Below are 15,530 nucleotides of genomic sequence, written 5' to 3'. Positions count from 1 at the left end.
GACACGAAACTGTTAAAAATTCACGCGTTGTAGTACGTTGCTACGTTAAATAAACCGGAGGTCTGGGTATGGCTGGAATGGAAAGTGAGAAGAGGCTTTACTATCATGGTCTGAAGGAGCAAAAGAAGCTGGACGTCTCTCGACTTAAATACCTGTCGCTGTTGATTTCGATTATTGGCGTTGCGGTTCTTTTAGTGGCTGCTCAAACAGCTCAGGCACCGCTAATAAAGGTGAATGATGTCTACGGAAGCTACTTGATGAACTACGCCGTCGTGAGGATAAACGGAACCGTCGTCAGTGTTCCCTACGTCTCTGATACTGGGGGGAGAATATCCATAACGTTCACCGTAGATGATGGGACTGGGCAGATAGACGTCAGGGTTTATTCTCCTTTGGCGGAGGAGATGATAGCCAAAAACCTCGTGCCGTTCCCTGGGGACAACGTAACTGCCGAGGTTCAGCTCAGGGTAAGGGAGACCTACACCTACGCGATTCTCCAGTACCTTGACGGCCTGGAGTTCGTCTCGAAGGTTTACTCAGATAGTCCTGAAAAAGTCAGTTCCCTTACCCCGGAGATGGCCAATCTCTACGTCGCCGTCGAGGGAATCGTCACACAGGTTTCAAACGTCAGCTCTGGACTTCTGCTTACCGTTGATACTGGCGAGTCCGAGGTTGCAGTCCTCGTGCCGCGAGTTCTCCTTGTGGAGAACAACGTCACACTCAAAACGGGTGACACCGTCTATGCTCCAGGAATCGTCTACCTCTACAAGGGTTCTTCTCCGGAAATAGTCGTAAGGGACATTGACAAGTTCCACATTACGCCCATAGAGGAGGCTCCCGAGGTTCCGCTTGCTGAAGCGTCAAACTACATCGGAATGGTTCTCAGCGTTAAGGGTGAGCTTGCCGGAATCTCCTATGAGAGCGGCAGATACGTCCTGACCCTCACGGATGGAACCAATTACTTCGATGCACTCCTTCCGAGGGATGTGTTGGCGAAGCTTGATCCGTTTGAGGTTGGCACTGAAAGCGTCGTTAAGGTTGCTGGAAGGATAGGGGATGATGGCAGGCTGGTCGGTGCCTACGTCGAGGTCATCGAGCCCAATGCTCCGAAAGTTATCCCAATAGGGGCTCTGACTGAGGATATGAGGGGCCAGATAGTGATCGTCAGGGGTAACATCGAGGAGATAACCACCATCGGCTCGAACCTCAAGCTCTACATAGACGATGGAACCGGAAAGCTGGTAGTCTTCATACCTTCAGCGAGCGTTGCCGAGTTTTCCAACATGACGAAGGACAACCTCCAGACCGGCCTTGGCGTTGAGGTCGCCGGCTACCTCGACCAGTACCGCAATGAGCTCGAAGTTGTTGTTTACACCGGAAACGGGGTACATGCCCTTGGAAGGCCTCTGGAGGAATCGGAGATCGAACTCCCGCAGGTCACCGCGGATGAGCTGGACAGCTATGTTGGCTCTCTCGTAGACTTCACAGGCTCGCTCGAGGGCATCACCTACGAGAACTACACTTACTACCTCAAGATTGATGGTGTAACTGTCTCAATTCCGAAAGAAGCACTCATGAACCTCAACCCGTTGGAGGTGGGAACAGGCAGCGAGGTTAAGGTCATGGGACTCGTTGTTAGCGCTACCGAGGTGAGGGGCAAGGACTTGACAATCGTGAAGCCAGTGGAGCCAACACCGATGTCTCCATCGGAGATAACCCTTGAGATGAGAGGCCAGCTCGTGCTCGTGATCGGCAAGGTGACCGATGTCGCCAACCTCAGCGGCAACCTCAAGATAGTCGTCGGCGACTTGCCGGTCTTCGTGCCGCGCTCCACTGCGAACGAGCTTTCCTACGTCCCAGAGGTCGGCGACGTAGTTAAGGTCGGTGGCTACGTCGAGGAGTACAGAGGAGAGCCAGAGGTGGTTGTCTTCACTCCGAATGCCGTTGTGAAAGCCGAACTCGGCGGAGAGGCCCAGTTCGTCACGGTCTCGGACCTTAAGACTGCACAGGGGCTAGTCTGGCTCGTGGTGAAGTGGGACACTTTGGCCTACGAGAAGCCGAACTACATCATGAGCATCAGAGACGAAACCGGAAAGGCCTCCCTCGTGGTTGATAGAACATTACTTCCCAATCCTCTAGAGGCAGGAACAGGTAGTGAACTGAAGGTCACCGTTGATCCCACGACAATGGAGATAACCACCCTAGAAGTCGTGAAGGCCGTTCCCGCGGAGCTTATCAGTACCGGTTCAGTGAGCCTGAGCCTCTCTGGAAAGACCGTTGCCGTCAACGGTACAGTAATATCGGTAGTCCAGCTCGGCACGAGTCTTAAGCTGATGGTCGATGACGGAAGCGGAGAGGTGGCGGTGTTCATACCCTCTACTGCCGGAAGCGTCGAAGTTAGGAAGGGGAACAAAGTCCTAATTGCGGGCTACGTTGAGGAGTACAACGGAGAGCCCGAGATAGTGGTATACACCGCCGATGCGATCCGCGTGGCTGAATCATCCCAAGGAGAAATTCAAACCGTTACCTTATCTGAGCTCGAGGGGGCCAGCGGCCTTGTCAACCTGACGGTCACGTGGGATGCCCTTGCCTACAAGGGGCCCGAGTATATCATGAACGTCAGCGACGATACGGGAAGTGCCTCCCTCCTTGTAAGCAAGGACCTGCTCCCCAACCCCTTTGATGCCGGAACTGGGAGCGTCCTTGAGCTTACCTACGACACGGACAGCGGAATGGTGGTTTCACTCAAAGTTATCAGGGCAGAGCCTTCCCCCGAGGTTAAAACCGGAGACGTGAGCGCGGACATCATGGGCAGGACGGTGATCGTCAGTGGAACTATCGTTGACCTCTATGAAGGAAGTACCTTCTTCAAGCTCACCATTGATGACGGTAGCGGCGAGCTCGTTATCTTCATACCGAAGAGCGCCGCGGGCGATAAGACGTTCAGTAAGGGCCAGGTTGTCAGGATAGCAGGCTACGTTACCGAGTACAAGGGTACCATAGAGGTCGTCCCCTACATGAGTGACGCAATAATCGTCGAGTGAGGTGATGACCATGCTCCCCCTCTCGGATATTTTAATTTGGTCGCTGGCCGGAGTGCTCTTCGGCTCGCTTATATCATGGATTCCGGGATTCCATATCTTCAACATCATGGCCCTGCTCGTGGCAGTCTTCGGGGTCGGCGAGCTCATGCCCGTCCAGGCCTTTCCATTCTTTGCTATAGGGGCCATAGTAGCTTACGCCTACGTCAGTGCAATATCGAGCGTCTACTTCAGCGTTGCTGACGAAAGCGCCGTCTTCCTGCTCTTCCCCACGCAGAGGTACCTCCTCCTTGGCAGAGGACATGAGGCGGTACTGCTGTACCTCATTGGCGCGGTTGCTGGAACGCTTATACTGGTCATAGGCGCCCTCTTCATCTTCCCGAAGGTACTTCCGCCGATATACCAGGCGACCAGTCCGTACATCACCTACTTCCTCACCGCCATAGTTCTTTTCATGTTCATGAGCGAGTGGCCCAAGGAAGGTGACAGGGGCAAGACGCCGTTCCAGAGGCTCTGGATGGCTTGGAGGCAGATACTGGGTGGATTACTCGTCTTCTTACTCTCCGGAATCCTTGGCTTCATCGTCATGAACACCAACCTCCTACCGACAACGAGCGCCTACACGAGGCTTACGCCCATGTTCATAGGCTTCTTTGGGATGTCCTGGGTGCTGCTGAACATACTCTCCAATCCACCCATGCTGGAACAGGTGCCGGACGATAGAATTGAGAGCAGTCCCTACAACATCGCTAAGGCCAGTTTTGGCGGTGCTCTTGGAGGAACAATAGCTGCCGTTTACCCGATAATCACTGGAGGTATGGGAGCGCTCATAGCGGGTCACATGACGAGCCAGCGCGGTGACGATGCCTTCATAATCAGTCAAGGAGTTAACAGGGTCATCTACTACGTCGGGGCCTTCACGCTGCTCTTCCTGCCCAACCTCAGGCTCACGAGGGGAGCGGCGGCATGGCTCGTTAGCTCGATATACACTCCGAAGAGCTACTCCGAATACTTGGCGGCCGTAGGCGTCATACTACTCAGCGCGGGAATAAGCTTCGTTTTCACCTACTACATCTCCAAGTTCCTTGCGAGGGGCTTCAACATCGTCCATATTAGGAAACTCTCTTACTTCGTAGCAATAACGCTGGTTATCATCTCATACGTCCTCACCGGACCGATGGGGATAGTGGTGCTTCTCGTCTCAACGGCAATAGGCATGATGGCGGCGGCCTTCAACACCAGAAGGAGTTACTGCCTCGGAGGCCTTATTCTTCCGGTGCTCATAAGTATGACGGGACACACGGGCGAAGTTATGCACCTGCTTGGCCTGGGGTGATGTAAAATGAGGGGCTTCACTCACTACATATCCGGTCTGGCGGCGGCGACCTTCTTCCCTGCTCTGGTCGCGGACTTGCGGATGGGCATCCTCATTCCAGTCATAGCTGCAGCTGCGGCATATTTCCCCGACTTCGTCGACTTTAAATTCGGCAAGTTCTTCAGCAGGAGGGACTACGAAATAGATCCGGCTCCATGGGACGACAAGAAGCACTACGCACCAAAACTCGTTAAGGTTGCTGAACTGAATGAGAAAAACCGCTACCAGTTCTTTGCAGTTCAGGGCAAGGTCAGCGAAATAGTCGAGAGGGGCGAGGATACGCTGGTCTTTAAGATGGTTGATGAGAACGGAAACGTCAAAACAGTCGAGAAGCCATACAAGAGCATAATCTTCAAGCTTACAGATGAGACCGGCACCATAACGGTAGAGGCCTTCGGGGAAGACTACGAGTTCTTTGAAGAGGAGTTCGGTGAGATAGCCTTTGGGAAGGAGATGCTGGTCTTTGGCTATGTCGACGTTGATGATGACGGAATAAAGCTTGTTGTCTCCGACGCTCCCCATCCACAGGGCATAGCCGAGACCATAGCCAAGGCCATAGAGGAAGCCTACGAGAAAGGTGAAACTATAGTCAAGATACACAACATTCGCCTGCCTGGAGATGTCTACAGGCGGTTCTTCATACACCTCGACCCGCCGAAGAGGGAAGTCCGCGTTGAGATGGGCCCGATTGTAACTCCCGGCGGTGTTGCCATCGGCGGTGAAGTTCCAGATTACAGGCGCGTAGGGATAGCGAAGGTCAGTGTCCCCTTCATCAAGACATATCCCAAGCCTACCCGTGTGGATTCCTTCTCGGGCCCGGAGATAGCCTTCAGAAAGGCGGAGTTTAAGGGCAAGACCGTAGTCAAGGATCGCTTCCTGCCATGGCACCACGGCTTCAGCCACTCCCTCACGATGGGCATAATAATCGGTATCGTCGTCTTTGCCTTCTTCAAGCTCATCGGCTACGCCCACGCGACCGAGCTTGCCCTCGCGGCGATGATAGGCCAGTGGCTCCACGTCTTCGAGGATCAGCTTGGCTTCATGGGCAGCAACCTGCTCCCGCCGATAACCAAGGACGTCATCCCTGGCTTCAAGCTCGGTGAGAGCGGAAGTGGTCTGACCAACTTCTCCACAGCCTGGCTCATGATAGCCTTCATGATATGGAACTTCAACCGCTTCACAGACCCGAGGCCGATTCCAATAGCCGACTGGAAGCTGCTGCTACTCTTAGCATGGCCATCGATAATAGGATTTGCCATAGCGATAGTCAAGAGCTTCAGGCTGAGGAAGGAGATATCCCAGCTAATGGACTACTACACCAACTTGGAGGCCTTCGAGGAGATGGAAGAGGTTGGAGGCATCTGAGATTTTTATCTTTTCTCTGGCTTCTTCGCCACTACACCGAGCGCTTCCTCGGCCCTTCTAACACCAACGAAGCCTGCCTTTCTTAGGCGCTCCATCACGCCCTTCTGGAGGTCTCTTCTCCGGTACTTCTTCCCAGGGTTCCCAACGTAGTGGAAAAGCCTCCCACCGGGCTTGAGAATTCTAAAGAGCTCCTCATAAAACTCTCCGCTGTAGAGATGGCCCGCCAGAGAAAAGCGCGGAGGGTCGTGGATTATCACATCGAAGCTCCCGTCGTTGAACCTCTTTACGACCTCGAAGGCATCCCCGTGGATGATCTGAATCTTCCCGCCCTGGAAGAGCTCCCTGCTCCAGGGATTTATTCTTGCCAGTTCTATGACGCTCTTATCCTTTTCTACCGTTATCACGTAAGCACCGCGCTTCGCGGCCTCTATCGCTGTGTATCCGAGCCCCATGCAGGTATCTAGAACAGTTTCACCCTCCTTGGGTTTGACGGTATTCACTTTGTTGAGGGTGTCTTGGAGGGGGTTTACGTCCTTCGTCCGGTGCATCCTGATGCCGTTTATCTCTATCGTGGGCGGAACCGTTGGCACGAGCTTGTAGTAGTGCTCTCCGGCTATTGCCGCCTTGTAAACGCCCCCGTTTTTGACGAAGTAAACGCTCCCCTCGTCCCTCGCGACCCTTTCGATTACGCTCCTCTCAACGCGCGTGCCGTCTGGAAATATGAACTCGTCTCCCTCAATGGTGATGAGCCATGAGCGCCCGGTTTTTCTCAAATCCAGGTTAAGCCTCGCTCCGCCTCTAGCGAAGAGCAGCCTTCTCGCGTCTCCTGCGGTTAAGAAGTAGACCTCCTCCATTGCATTCACCGGAGAATCTCTTCTATCTTTTCCAACAGGGTCTCTCTGATGAGTGTTGAATTTATCCCAAGTTCTTGAGCCCTCAAATGCATGCCCTTATCATCCGTTAGTAGTGGAATATCCAGAAGATAAGCAGTGGCTATAAAATATGCATCAAACCCACTGGCGCCCGTCAAGGCAGCTATTTCTGTGGCTTTTTCCAGAAGCTCAGCATCGTAGTGAAGTCTGAATGTTTCGGCTATAGTCTCACTTACCAGTGAAGCTCTGGACTTGTCTCCGGTAATCCGTTTAATAACCCCAGCGACTTCGACCGTTACTACCGCAGGAACATGTATTTCTATGTCTTTGTCCTCTACGATTTCCAATATACGCTGGCACTTTTTGTGGGTTTCCACTTCTCGCTGGTATACCTCCTTCTTCAGATTCTTGGGGGGTGGAAGGAGGGCTTTGAGAATGACCGAAGAATCAAGAACTACTCCCATAGTCTTCTCTCCCTGCTCTCTCTAAGGGTTTCCTCCACTCCCTTCTCGGTTTCAATGTCTTTGAACAGGTTCATCAGGCCCTTAAGCGAGGGCTTTATGATGATCTCTACCTCGGTTCCTCGGGGAAGGTTGAGCCCTTCCTTTGGTTTTAGGACTCCGTTTTCATAAACAGCAACTATCTTGGTTCCCATGCTTCTCCCCCAGAGGATTTTTGAAAAACTCTGTTAAAAACCTATCCCACGACCTTCTCAAAAAGGCGCTCGAGGTTCCTGAAAGTTATCGCTCTAACTTCTTTCGCGCTGAAGTTCTCGTTCAGCCTCTCGAGCAGCGCCGGAATCTTCGACTCGTCCTCAAAGCCCTCAACGCTCCTCCCGCTCCAGCCGGACAGGTAATACACGAAGTCGAAGCCGAGTCCTACGTGCTTGTATCCCGCCAGCTCGGCCATATAAGCGATGTGATCAACGTACTTCTCCAGCGTTGGCTTTTCCCTGTCTACAAAGCTCGGAATGGCAACCGCCCCGATAACTCCATCCCGCTCTGCTATGGCCTTTATCTGCTCGTCCGTGAGGTTCCTCGGGTGATCGCATAGCGCTCTCGCATTGGAGTGCGAGGCCATAACGGGGAATGCGGTAACGTCTAGGGCGTCCCAGAAGCCGGCTTCGTTTATGTGGCTGAGATCTATGATGATTCCCAGTTCCTCAGCCTTTCCGACGACTTCAACGCCGAAGTTGGTCAGGCCACCGTTTGTCCTCTCGAAGACACCATCGCCTATGGCATTGCGAAGGCTCCATGTGAGCGTTAGAACCCTCAGGCCGAGGTGGTGGAAAACCTCCAGCAAATCCAGACTGTCCCCTATCGGCTCTCCTCCCTCAAGGCCCAACCAGAGGGCAACCCTTCCTTCCTCGATGGCCTTTCTCATATCTTTGACGCTTTTCACAAGCTCGAAGCGCTCGCTCTCCGCGACGTCTTTCTGAAGGGCGTTGAGAACCTCCAGCCCGTATCTTAGGGCCGAGCTTCTCCTGTCCGGTTTTGTCCAGATGGCCATCACTCGAGCGGCTACGCCCGGGGCAAAGAATTGGTTAAAACTTTCCTCGAGGACAAGAGTTTTTCCCTTCTTCCTCTCGTCATAGACAAAAGCAGGCAGGTCTGAATGGGCATCAAATATCATGCGAACCCCTCACTGGCTTTCTTCTATGGTCCCAATCTCGTTGAGTGCCTCCTCCCTTATCTTTGGATCTGGGATGCTTTCAATGATCTTTTTTACCTCTTCGAACTTTTTCCTTCTGACCAACTCAAGGGCTATCGCCTTTAGTGCCTCGCTTCTCTTGTGGATATTCTGGATTTCTTTTGCGAATTTCAGTGCCCTTCTCAGGTTTCCAAGCTCGGTTAGGAGCCTCGCTATGTGCTGGACGTTGACGTCGGTGAATCTCGGGCTCTCGCAGCACTCAAAAGCCTTGTCCACAACGTCAAGGTATTCCATGTTGTTCACTCTTTTCATCCACAGGGCAACTTCGAGCTCTCCAATGAGCCTCATAACGCCGCTGTACTTCTTCTTTATAATGGCCAGTGCGTAGTGGTTTTTCCCTTTGAGCAGGGCTGCACGTATCTGTGGAAGTCCAACATCGTAAACCGTTTTCGCAAGCTCTATCTTCTTCTCGACAATCGCCGCACGCTGATTGACGTGAAGTTTGTCAAATATGTCAAATGCCATTTTATAAAAGTCCATGGCCTCGTTTGAGGGCAGGGTATCTCCAGCCTTCTCAAGAAGATCCCCTATCCTCAGTATGCCGTCCACCTTGTGGGTGTAGCTGGTTTCGGCCCCGATTATCGTATCGAAGGCGATGTTGAAGATCTCGAGGGCGTTGTCGGGATAGCCTGCAATGGCGAGGTGATAGGCGAGGGTCGAGAGAACCATGCCCTTCTCTATGGGACTCTCTATTTCGTTCGCCTCATCTATCGCCCGGTTGAAGAAGTCCATCGCGTCCTCTTCGTACTCCATTATCGCGAGGGTGGATGCTATTATGGAATACGCAACGGCCTTGTTAGCAGGGTCTCTGAGTTTCTTCGCGATGTACATGGCATCCTCCATGATGCTCGGAATCCACTCCATCGGGCCATCGTGCTGGTATATGGTCACTACTATCTTGGTGAGAACCTGCACCTGCTCTATGGGATCTTCAATCTCGTAAACCTTTGCAAGGGCCTCCTCGTAGTAGCCCCTTTCAACAAGCAGGTTTATTTCCTCTAGCGTGGTCATACTAAATGTTTAGTCTGCTATAAATCCTTATAAACCTTTGTTGGACACTTTTTTCCGAGGAACCATGCTGACGGTTGCGCTCTACAACACCTACGACCCAAGGAAGCTGCACGAGGCCCACCTGAGAGCCATAGCCAGAGCCGGGCCAATAGCTTATGCCTACGGCTTTCACCTGGCTCTGGTAGGATTCCCCTTCGAGGGCAGACCGGTTGATGTTGCCGAGGAAATAGCCAGTCACACGACCATAGGCGAGGGAGGGAAGTATCTCCTCGAGCTCGCCCAGAGAAACCGCTTCCACCTCCTTGAGTTTCCGAAGAAGGGCTTTCCCCCTCAGTTCGGCACGCCGGTTGCGACCACTAGAAAGCCGAGCGAGGAGAAGGAGATAACCCCACTTGAGCTCTCAGAGAGGGCTTTGAAAGGCGAGAGTTTTCTGCTCCTGATAGGCCTTGGAAGGCATGGCCTTCCAAAGGAAATATTTAAGATGGCGCGCTATCATATGGATATAACAGGGAAAAGGGTCAGCCTTGAAACATGCACCGCGATAGGTGCCATACCCGCTAGAATAAGCACTCTGATGGAGGCGCTGAGATGGATGAGTCGTGGAAAAAGGACATAGCATGGATCCTAATCGCGTTCATAGCAGTTTTTGCACTCCAATTCGGGCTTAAGATGGCCCTTCACACGGACTCGCCGCTGGTCATAGTGGTGAGCGGCTCCATGGAACCCGTCTTTTACAGGGGGGATGTCGTCCTCCTGAAGGGGATAAGTGAGAACAACATGGATGAAGTTCACGTTGGCGACGTGATCGTCTATAAGCGCCCCGGTTATGAATACCCGATAATTCACCGCGTCAGGGAGATAAAGGAGGTAAGCCTTGGAGGGAAAACTGAGAAGTGCTTCGTCACATGGGGCGACAACAACTGGGCTCCCGACCCCGATTATCCAACGCCTTACGGGCCGGTCCCTTGCGTTCCAGCTTATGCCGTCGAGGACAAGGCCCTGCTAGTTTTCCCGAAGATAGGCCTCATCCCGCTCGAGATAAGGGAGCGCCTCGGCCTGGGATGATGTGAGGGTAGGTGGCCGAGAGACCGATGAGGAGCTAATCGGCCCCTGACCATCAAACTTTGCTGGTGCAAAGTTTGATCAAAGTTCGTAGCTCCTTTTACCTTCTTTTGGGGGTTGATTTCATTGCTCTTGGCCAATTTATCTCTGAGCCTCTCGAAAAATGCTCTCTTTAATAAGGTGGTTACCTGAATAGACGCCCGAAGGGCGTCCGAAAGAAAACCCCTAAGCGATATCGAAAAGTCCTCAGGAGGCTCCCCAATTTAACTTTAGAACTTAGCGAAATCCACTGCTATCCAGCGGCCTTGAAAAGAGCTACGAACTTTTGGTGAAGCTTTTTCCAAAAGCTTCCTGTACTCTCAAACCCCCGATATGGGGCGAAGCCACGTCCTGTTCTTCTCTAAAATCTGGAAAACTACGTTTTCTCACATCTCTTTTTCTCTTAATCCACTGGAGGTTCCTTCCCTTCACTCTTGACCAAGTTTTTGTGATTCTCAGTGAGTTTACCCAACTAAGTTGGTTTTTACTTGACTTGGGGCTTTTGCGAGGAACTACCTCATAAGGGCCCGTTAGAAGGTTTTCTCTCCTCAGCGCCCGAAGGGCGCTTATCCAAAAAGCAAACCCCATCAAAAATGAGCGTTTGCAGAGGTTCCACAAATCACGCAAGTTCATAAAAAAGAAAACCCATTCTAAAAAGGCTCCCAACGAAGGAATCACGAACTTTGATGAAACTTTGCGAAGGCAAAGTTTCTATCTGCTCAGTGGTGACCGCTTTCATCACCCGTCAGGAGGGCTTGGGCGTCATCATCGCTGGGCTTAAAAACGCTCTTGATTTTTTAACCTTGGTGATAGCATGAGGTTCATTCCGCTCATAGTTGCCCGACCCGAGGTTCAGATGGCGATAGACGAGGCAATAATGCGCGCTAGAATCGAGGGCAAGGTCCCCGACACGGTGAGGCTCTACGCTTTCAGTCCCAGCTCGGTAACTATAGGCCGCTTCCAGAGCGTTAGGCACGATGTTGACCTCGATGTTGCCGGGAAGCTCGGAATCCCTGTTGTAAGGCGCATAACCGGCGGCGGAAGCGTCTTCCACGACGAGTTCGGTGAGATAACCTATTCTGTGGTCGTCGGCGAGGACTACCATCCCGCCCTGAGGAACGTCGAGGAGAGCTACCGCTACCTGGCTGGTCCGCTCGTCGATGCTCTGAAGGAGCTTGGCCTCGACGCCGGCTTCTCCGGCCTTAACGACATCGTTGCCAACGGCAAGAAGATAAGCGGCTCTGCCCAGACGAGGAGAAAGGGGGTAATCCTCCAGCACGGCACGTTCATGTACGCGACGAGGGTGGATGTACTCGCTAAGGTTCTGAGGGTCTCGAAGGCAAAGCTTTCCGATAAAGGAGTTTCGAGCATCTGGGAGAGGGTTACGACGCTGGAGCGCGAGGGAATAAAGCTGAACCGCTGGGAGACCTACGAGCTGCTGAGAGACAAGTTCTTTGCTGCGTTTGAGCTGGAAGAAGGCCAGCTGACGGACTACGAGCTCGAGCTTGCAGAGAAACTGATAGAGGAGAGGTACGGAAACCCGGAGTGGAACGAGATGAGGTAAGAGGCTATTTTCCCAGAGATTCTATCCCCCTTCTCAGCCTTTTCACCTTCCGATTCATCGTCCAGAGTGTAATGATTTGGAGTAGTCTATCATGTACTTGGAGGCCATCTCGTAGAACAGCTCGTCTTCGCCAAGCTCTTTCCTCAGCTTTCTGAAGTTTTCCTCAAGGCGGGAGAGCCTGCCCTTCGAGCGCTTCAGCATCTCGTTGCCGATCTCGATGGCGAAGCGGAGGTATTCATCGTCCACCAGGACCTTTCCATCCTTTCCAAGGGGAGCGGTAAGGTATTCGGTGGCGTTTATCTCAACGAGGTAACGCTTGGAGATGACCTTGAAGGTGGTGTACTTGAAGCCTGAAGCTAATCCTAGCTCGTGGAGCTTCTTTGCCTTCTCAAGGTCTTCGGCAACGACGTGAAAGATAGGCGGCTGGCTCTTGAGGAAGATGATTCCCTCTTTGGCATTTTCCAGGGCTTCTTTCGCTTCTTCAAATTCTATGAGTCTGTGAGCCTTTATCAGCCAGCGGGAGAGGGGCTTTGCCCCCAGGGCCGGCTCCTCGATGATTCCAATCCTCCCCGAGCAGGAGGATGTGGTGTAGATGCCCTTTATTGAGTTGATGAGAAGGAGGAGGTCTATTATGTCTTCGTCGACTTTACCCTCATTTATGGCCGTGAAGAGGCTCGCGAGCGCTTCTCTCTTGGCTTTCATCTCGAAACCTCCCCGTGTGGTTTGACGGTTTTCAATCTCTCCTCTGAGTTCGGTTATTGAATGTAAAAGGTCTCAGCTCCCTCTTTCAGCCCGTTCTGACGAAAACTTTATAAAGCTAACTCAAAAGGTTTAGCTGGACATGGCCGGGGTGGTGTAGCCTGGTCAGCACAGGGGACTGTGGATCCCCTAGCCCGGGTTCAAATCCCGGCCCCGGCCCCAGAAGAAACTTTGCCTTCGCAAAGTTTCATCAAAGTTTGTGGCTCCTTCTTGAAGCTCGCTTCTAAAGTGTGATTGCCGTTAAATTTAACCTCCAGAGTGTTGGAATCTGCTAGAGCACGCCCTTTCGTGAGGAGTTCACTTTTAAACCGACGCCCTACGGGCGTCAAAAAAGAAAAGTGGACTTAAATATACGGTAATTTCTATGAGAAATCCCAGCATTAGAAGGTATGAATTTGGGGTATGCACTCTTTAGCAAGCAACATCTCAAAGTGGTCACAAACTGTGGTCAACCTTAGCTTCGGAATGAGCGGTTTGAAGTCGAGCTCGTCGAGCTTCTGTTGTTGAGATAAAATCTTTTGCCTTGGTAAATTCTCGACTTTACCTCTATGCAGATCACCTCGTTAAACTGCGTCTCTAACACCCATTTATTATTCTTAATAAAGTCCTCAAACGCTTCTTCTTCATTCAATCCTTCACCAAATCCAAGCACTTGAAAGTTTTCCACATCAGGATATATCTCGTTAGGGGACAAATATGTAGCTCCATCCGGTGTCATGAATATAAACAATCTTTTTCTCATATTATCACCTCTAAGGTTAGCATTCTCAGCAGTTCTTCGTAACTATACTCTGCCGATTTGTCTAAGCCATCAAAATAGTATCTAACTAGCAGGATTTTGGATTATCAAGGGCAGATTTTGAAAAATCTCTGGCGATTAGTATTCCCCCAACAGTTTCATTGCTAAATTCGCTTATGTGTCCTATTAATTGTTCTATGTCTTTTCTTTGCGCATTTCCAGTCTTAACTTCCACGAGCAGATACTTATTTGTTCCAGCTGGATGTCTTAGCTTGATGAATATATCGACGTATCCCTCAGGAAGGGCTTTTTCACCAAGCACTTCAAATTCATCTGGAGACTTATCAATACCAAAAAATTCCAAAGCATCATCGAGAACGGAACTCTGGATTTTTCTTCTCACGAGAGACTGGAGTATAAGTTCTTTAAAGTAGAACTTTTCCAGAATTTTTTTGGTTTTCTCGTTGAAAACAATTTTGGGTTCAAAAGGCTCGGCCTCGAACTCTATATACTTGGTTTCGCCATTAAATGCGCTTTCCATCTCAGAGACATTGTAAAAGGTTATTGTATCAGCTTGAAAATGTGTCTTTCTATAGCCACCTCTCAAAAGCAAGTTCTCAGCTACGTAAGAAAATTCGGGCCTGACCATTGGCTCATTAAATTCTCTCTCCTGTTTTAAGAACAGCCTGAAAGGAAAATAATATGTCCTTTTTGATCTGAAGGTTATCGGCGGCCAAGGAGAAAGATTCTCCCCGTTTTTGTAGGCAACTTTTCTAACAACCTGGTACAGGTTTCTGACTCTTGCTCCGTACAGAAAAGAGACATAATCTCCAACGTTTATGTCGAAAAATGTCCAGAGACCATTTATACTGTTTGTAAAACCAGCAAGGGCGTATTCTATGCAGAGTTCTAGATTTCTTCTGTTCTTCTGTTTGAAAGGGATATTAAGAAGTAATCTGGCATCTTGGTTCACCACCTGGAAGGTTATATGAGCAAGAATTTAACCCTTTCTTTAATTTCATGCCAAACTCCTAAAAACCCTGGCGATTATATCCACCCTGGTGAATTCACATGCCTTGGAAAGACAAGCTCGGCTTGGTTCACATCTACACCGGCAACGGGAAGGGAAAAACCACCGCAGCCTTCGGTCTTGCGGTGAGAATGCTCGGCTCCGGTGGGAAGGTGATAATACTCCAGTTCATGAAGGCCGGGAACGTTTACGGAGAGCAGAAGAAGATAGCAGAGTGCGGGGCGGTCATAGAGTCCTTTGGGTTACCGAAGTTCGTCCACGGCAAACCCGAGCCCGACGACATAGAAGCTGCCAAGAAAGCCCTTCAGCGCGCGAAGGAAGTTGTCTCGAGCGGAGAGTGGGACTTGGTAATCCTCGATGAGCTCTGCGTCGCTTTGGGCTTCGGCATGCTCGACGTCGAGGAAGTCAAGGAGCTCATCAAGAGCAAGGCACCCCACACCGAGCTCGTCATCACCGGCCGCTACTGCCCGGAGGAGCTCTTCGAGTTGGCCGACTACGTCACCGAGATGAGGGAGATAAAGCACCCTTATCAGAGGGGCATCCTTGCGAGGAGGGGGGTCGAGTACTGATTTTCCTTCTTTAGTTTCGACGTTAACCGAAAAGTTTTTTAGTTAGGAAAGCTTAAGATAACCCGAGGAGATTTTAGTAACAATTCTTTAGAAAAGGGGGTGATAGAATGAGCGAGCTGATTCACCAGATTGTGCAGGTTCTCAAGGAGCAGGTCGTCCAGGACACTGTCGTTCCGAGGAACATTAGGAGAGCCGCCGAGCAGGCCATAGAGGTCCTCCTCGACGAGAGCAAGGAGCCGGCCGTCAGGGCCGCCGACGCGATAGCCATCCTCGAGGAGATTAGCGAGGATCCGAACATGCCTATGCACACGAGGACCATCATCTGGGAGGTCCTCGGAGCCCTTGAGCAGGTTAAGTGAGCGCTTTTACTTTTCCCGCTCATTTCCTGCGTTTG

The 15,530-nt window shown here is 51.4% G+C and carries 16 protein-coding genes and 1 tRNA gene; 9 read left to right on the top strand and 8 right to left on the bottom strand.

The window, feature by feature from the left end; genetic code table 11:
* Window positions 1-68 precede the first annotated feature (68 nt).
* The 3 genes from TON_RS07890 to TON_RS07880 are packed head-to-tail and all read left to right on the top strand — an operon-like array spanning window position 69 to window position 5,781.
* On the top strand, window positions 69-3,044 hold the full coding sequence (locus tag TON_RS07890; RefSeq protein ID WP_012572504.1) for an OB-fold nucleic acid binding domain-containing protein: 2,976 nt from the start codon (window positions 69-71) through the stop codon (window positions 3,042-3,044).
* Between the two features lie 10 nt (window positions 3,045-3,054).
* Window positions 3,055-4,377 (top strand): tripartite tricarboxylate transporter permease, encoded by a 1,323-nt coding sequence (locus TON_RS07885; protein WP_012572503.1) that lies wholly within the window; start codon window positions 3,055-3,057, stop codon window positions 4,375-4,377.
* Window positions 4,378-4,383: 6 nt separating this feature from the next.
* The gene (locus TON_RS07880; protein ID WP_012572502.1) at window positions 4,384-5,781 is read left to right on the top strand and encodes a metal-dependent hydrolase; all 1,398 of its coding nucleotides are present in this window, start codon (window positions 4,384-4,386) and stop codon (window positions 5,779-5,781) included.
* 5 nt (window positions 5,782-5,786) lie between these two features.
* Here the strand turns inward: TON_RS07880 and TON_RS07875 are convergent, their stop codons facing one another.
* From TON_RS07875 to TON_RS07855, 5 genes are read right to left on the bottom strand one after another with little or no spacing between them, the layout of a single operon-like run.
* Complete coding sequence (locus TON_RS07875; RefSeq protein ID WP_012572501.1) at window positions 5,787-6,635, bottom strand: class I SAM-dependent methyltransferase; 849 nt, start codon at window positions 6,633-6,635, stop codon at window positions 5,787-5,789.
* A gap of 5 nt (window positions 6,636-6,640) precedes the next feature.
* Window positions 6,641-7,117 (bottom strand): type II toxin-antitoxin system VapC family toxin, encoded by a 477-nt coding sequence (locus TON_RS07870; protein WP_012572500.1) that lies wholly within the window; start codon window positions 7,115-7,117, stop codon window positions 6,641-6,643.
* The gene (locus TON_RS07865) at window positions 7,108-7,308 is read right to left on the bottom strand and encodes an antitoxin family protein (protein ID WP_012572499.1); all 201 of its coding nucleotides are present in this window, start codon (window positions 7,306-7,308) and stop codon (window positions 7,108-7,110) included. The genes TON_RS07870 and TON_RS07865 overlap by 10 nt, the downstream gene beginning before the upstream one ends.
* A 41-nt stretch (window positions 7,309-7,349) precedes the next feature.
* The gene (locus TON_RS07860; RefSeq protein WP_012572498.1) at window positions 7,350-8,285 is read right to left on the bottom strand and encodes a dipeptidase; all 936 of its coding nucleotides are present in this window, start codon (window positions 8,283-8,285) and stop codon (window positions 7,350-7,352) included.
* A 9-nt stretch (window positions 8,286-8,294) separates the two neighbouring features.
* Entirely contained in the window at window positions 8,295-9,374 is a 1,080-nt protein-coding gene (locus TON_RS07855) for a hypothetical protein (RefSeq protein ID WP_012572497.1), read from the bottom strand.
* Between the two features lie 64 nt (window positions 9,375-9,438).
* On the opposite strand from TON_RS07855, the gene TON_RS07850 reads away from it, so the two are divergent.
* The 3 genes from TON_RS07850 to TON_RS07840 all read left to right on the top strand — a co-directional run bounded on the left by TON_RS07850 (window position 9,439) and on the right by TON_RS07840 (window position 12,039).
* Window positions 9,439-9,990, top strand: coding sequence for a DUF531 domain-containing protein (locus TON_RS07850; RefSeq protein WP_012572496.1), 552 nt, complete (start codon window positions 9,439-9,441; stop codon window positions 9,988-9,990).
* Window positions 9,963-10,439, top strand: a complete 477-nt coding sequence (locus TON_RS07845; RefSeq protein ID WP_012572495.1) for a signal peptidase I — start codon at window positions 9,963-9,965, stop codon at window positions 10,437-10,439. The genes TON_RS07850 and TON_RS07845 overlap by 28 nt, the downstream gene beginning before the upstream one ends.
* Window positions 10,440-11,289: 850 nt before the next feature.
* Window positions 11,290-12,039, top strand: coding sequence for a lipoate--protein ligase family protein (locus TON_RS07840; protein WP_012572494.1), 750 nt, complete (start codon window positions 11,290-11,292; stop codon window positions 12,037-12,039).
* A 54-nt stretch (window positions 12,040-12,093) separates the two neighbouring features.
* Here the strand turns inward: TON_RS07840 and taw3 are convergent, their stop codons facing one another.
* Complete coding sequence (taw3, locus tag TON_RS07835; RefSeq protein WP_012572493.1) at window positions 12,094-12,741, bottom strand: tRNA(Phe) 7-((3-amino-3-carboxypropyl)-4-demethylwyosine(37)-N(4))-methyltransferase Taw3; 648 nt, start codon at window positions 12,739-12,741, stop codon at window positions 12,094-12,096.
* Window positions 12,742-12,883: 142 nt separating this feature from the next.
* Between taw3 and TON_RS07830 the strand changes: the two genes are divergently transcribed.
* Window positions 12,884-12,960, top strand: a tRNA-His gene (locus TON_RS07830).
* A gap of 292 nt (window positions 12,961-13,252) precedes the next feature.
* Here TON_RS07830 and TON_RS07825 read toward each other — a convergent pair.
* Window positions 13,253-13,540, bottom strand: coding sequence for a hypothetical protein (locus TON_RS07825; protein ID WP_048055104.1), 288 nt, complete (start codon window positions 13,538-13,540; stop codon window positions 13,253-13,255).
* Between the two features lie 85 nt (window positions 13,541-13,625).
* Window positions 13,626-14,513, bottom strand: a complete 888-nt coding sequence (locus TON_RS07820) for a PDDEXK family nuclease (protein WP_012572492.1) — start codon at window positions 14,511-14,513, stop codon at window positions 13,626-13,628.
* A 95-nt stretch (window positions 14,514-14,608) separates the two neighbouring features.
* Between TON_RS07820 and cobO the strand changes: the two genes are divergently transcribed.
* Window positions 14,609-15,136: a cob(I)yrinic acid a,c-diamide adenosyltransferase gene (gene cobO, locus TON_RS07815; RefSeq protein ID WP_012572491.1), complete on the top strand. Its 528-nt coding sequence runs from the start codon at window positions 14,609-14,611 to the stop codon at window positions 15,134-15,136.
* 107 nt (window positions 15,137-15,243) lie between these two features.
* Window positions 15,244-15,495 (top strand): UPF0147 family protein, encoded by a 252-nt coding sequence (locus TON_RS07810; RefSeq protein WP_012572490.1) that lies wholly within the window; start codon window positions 15,244-15,246, stop codon window positions 15,493-15,495.
* Window positions 15,496-15,530 lie beyond the last annotated feature (35 nt).

The sequence above is a fragment of the Thermococcus onnurineus NA1 genome (assembly GCF_000018365.1).
Classification (GTDB): Archaea; Methanobacteriota_B; Thermococci; order Thermococcales; family Thermococcaceae; genus Thermococcus; species Thermococcus onnurineus.
This window is presented reverse-complemented; position numbering and strand designations above follow the sequence as displayed.

What these genes read in the sequence shown, in the direction of transcription:
- TON_RS07890 (WP_012572504.1), top strand. Translation starts at nt 69, where the DNA reads ATGGCTGGAATGGAAAGTGAGAAGAGGCTTTACTATCATGGTCTGAAG.
- TON_RS07885 (WP_012572503.1), top strand. Translation starts at nt 3,055, where the DNA reads ATGCTCCCCCTCTCGGATATTTTAATTTGGTCGCTGGCCGGAGTGCTC.
- TON_RS07880 (WP_012572502.1), top strand. Translation starts at nt 4,384, where the DNA reads ATGAGGGGCTTCACTCACTACATATCCGGTCTGGCGGCGGCGACCTTC.
- TON_RS07875 (WP_012572501.1), bottom strand. Translation starts at nt 6,635, where the DNA reads ATGGAGGAGGTCTACTTCTTAACCGCAGGAGACGCGAGAAGGCTGCTC.
- TON_RS07870 (WP_012572500.1), bottom strand. Translation starts at nt 7,117, where the DNA reads ATGGGAGTAGTTCTTGATTCTTCGGTCATTCTCAAAGCCCTCCTTCCA.
- TON_RS07865 (WP_012572499.1), bottom strand. Translation starts at nt 7,308, where the DNA reads ATGGGAACCAAGATAGTTGCTGTTTATGAAAACGGAGTCCTAAAACCA.
- TON_RS07860 (WP_012572498.1), bottom strand. Translation starts at nt 8,285, where the DNA reads ATGATATTTGATGCCCATTCAGACCTGCCTGCTTTTGTCTATGACGAG.
- TON_RS07855 (WP_012572497.1), bottom strand. Translation starts at nt 9,374, where the DNA reads ATGACCACGCTAGAGGAAATAAACCTGCTTGTTGAAAGGGGCTACTAC.
- TON_RS07850 (WP_012572496.1), top strand. Translation starts at nt 9,439, where the DNA reads ATGCTGACGGTTGCGCTCTACAACACCTACGACCCAAGGAAGCTGCAC.
- TON_RS07845 (WP_012572495.1), top strand. Translation starts at nt 9,963, where the DNA reads ATGGATGAGTCGTGGAAAAAGGACATAGCATGGATCCTAATCGCGTTC.
- TON_RS07840 (WP_012572494.1), top strand. Translation starts at nt 11,290, where the DNA reads ATGAGGTTCATTCCGCTCATAGTTGCCCGACCCGAGGTTCAGATGGCG.
- taw3 (WP_012572493.1), bottom strand. Translation starts at nt 12,741, where the DNA reads ATGAAAGCCAAGAGAGAAGCGCTCGCGAGCCTCTTCACGGCCATAAAT.
- TON_RS07825 (WP_048055104.1), bottom strand. Translation starts at nt 13,540, where the DNA reads ATGAGAAAAAGATTGTTTATATTCATGACACCGGATGGAGCTACATAT.
- cobO (WP_012572491.1), top strand. Translation starts at nt 14,609, where the DNA reads ATGCCTTGGAAAGACAAGCTCGGCTTGGTTCACATCTACACCGGCAAC.
- TON_RS07810 (WP_012572490.1), top strand. Translation starts at nt 15,244, where the DNA reads ATGAGCGAGCTGATTCACCAGATTGTGCAGGTTCTCAAGGAGCAGGTC.